The sequence below is a fragment of the Streptomyces monomycini genome (genome assembly GCF_022271435.1).
In the GTDB taxonomy this organism is placed as follows: Bacteria; Actinomycetota; Actinomycetes; order Streptomycetales; family Streptomycetaceae; genus Streptomyces; species Streptomyces monomycini.
The window spans coordinates 1-1711 of the sequence record NZ_JAFIQY010000087.1 but is presented as its reverse complement, the minus strand read 5'-3'; the positions used below and the strand labels follow the sequence as shown (position 1 = coordinate 1711).

General features: G+C 73.5%; 2 protein-coding genes. Both read right to left on the bottom strand.

What is annotated here, in order from left to right:
- A partial coding sequence (locus JXZ78_RS39970) for a 2-hydroxy-3-oxopropionate reductase (protein ID WP_238783726.1) occupies nt 1-854 on the bottom strand: 854 nt, incomplete at its 3' end.
- 28 nt (nt 855-882) lie between these two features.
- Nucleotides 883-1711 (bottom strand): TIM barrel protein (locus JXZ78_RS39965; protein WP_030018645.1); only part of this gene is annotated, 829 nt, incomplete at its 5' end.

Sequence of the window (1711 nt, the reverse complement as noted above, 5' to 3'; positions counted from 1 at the left end):
AGGAGGGCGGAGTGGTCGAGGGCGCCGTCGCCCTGGGCGCGCAGGGCGGCGACCAGGGAGGCGACGAGGGTGCCGGTGGGCAGGGCGGCGCCGACGGTGCGGGCGGCGTCGGTGACGATGCCCATGTCCTTGTGGTGCAGGTCGATGCGGAAGCCGGGCGTGAAGTCACGCTCCAGGAAGTTGTTCTTCTTGCGGGCCAGGACGGTCGAGCCGGCCAGGCCGCCGCCCAGGACGTCCAGGGCGGCCGCGAGGTCGACGCCGGACTTCTCCAGGAAGACGACGGCCTCGGCGCAGGCCTGGAGGTTGACGGCGACGATGAGCTGGTTGGCGGCCTTGACGGTCTGTCCGGCCCCGTGCGGGCCGCAGCGCACGATGGTCTTGCCCAGGGCCTCGAAGAGGGGGCGGGCGGCGTCGAAGTCCTCCTGGGTGCCGCCGGCCATGATGGACAGGACCGCCTCGACGGCGCCGGCCTCGCCGCCGGAGACCGGGGCGTCCAGCACCCGGATACCGCGCTCGGCCGCGGCGGCGGCCAGGTCGACGGAGGTCTGCGGGGTGATCGAGGACATGTCGATCAGCAGCGCGCCGCGCCGGGCGTTGGCCAGAATGCCGTCGGGGCCGTAGGCGACGGCCTCGACCTGCGGGGAGGCGGGCACCATGGTGACGATGACGTCCGCTTCCCGGACCGCCTCGGCGAGGGAGGCGGCGGGGGTGCCGCCGGCGGCGGCCAGCCGGTCGAGCTTGTCCGCCTCCAGGGTGTGGCCGGTGACCGGGTAGCCGGCCTTGAGCAGGTTCTCGGCCATGGGCGCGCCCATGATGCCCAGCCCGATCCAGGCGATCTTCGGAAGAGTGCTCATGTGCGGGTGCCTTTCGCGAAACGGGGGGTCAGGGGGCAGGGGTGGCGCGCAGGGGGCGGGGCAGCCAGGCGAACGCGCCGGCGCTGGGGGTGTCGCCCGGCTTGTACTCCAGGCCGACCCAGCCGTCGTAGCCGTTCGTGCGCAGCCGCTCCAGGAGGTCTTCGAAGGGCAGGGTGCCGGTGCCGGGGGCGCCGCGGCCGGGGCTGTCGGCGATCTGCACGTGCCCGGTCCGGGCGGTGTAGCGGTCGATGACCTCTTCCAGGTCCTCGCCGTTCATCGACAGGTGGTACAGGTCCATCAGGAAGCGGGCGTTGTCCAGGCCGGTGGCGGCGTTGACCGCATCGACCACCTCGACGGCCTTCGGCGCCGAGACGATCGGACAGCGCGGTGACTCCGGTGCGTTGAGCGCCTCGATCAGCAGCGTGGCGCCGATACGGTGCGCGGCGCGCGCGGCCAGCGTCAGGTTCTCCAGCGCCAGCGCGTCCTGCGCGACCGGGTCCACGCCCTGGACCCGGTTGCCGTACAGGGCGTTGAGCGCGGTGCAGCCCAGCGACTGCGCGAAGTCCGCGGCCACCTCCACATTGGCCCGGAACCGCTCGGACTCCTCCCCGGGAATCGACAGGGCACCGCGGTCGGGGCCGGGCAGCTGCCCGGCGTAAAAGTTCAGCCCCACCAGCTGGGTGCCCGCAGCGCGCAACGCCTCGCGCAGCGCGTCCAGCTCCTGCCGCGCGGGCCCCGGGGCGTCCACCCAGGGCCACCACAGCTCCACCGCGCCGAACCCGGCGGCCGCGGCCGCCGCCGGACGCTCCAGCAACGGCAGTTCGGTGAACAGGATCGACAGGTTGACGTTGAAACGC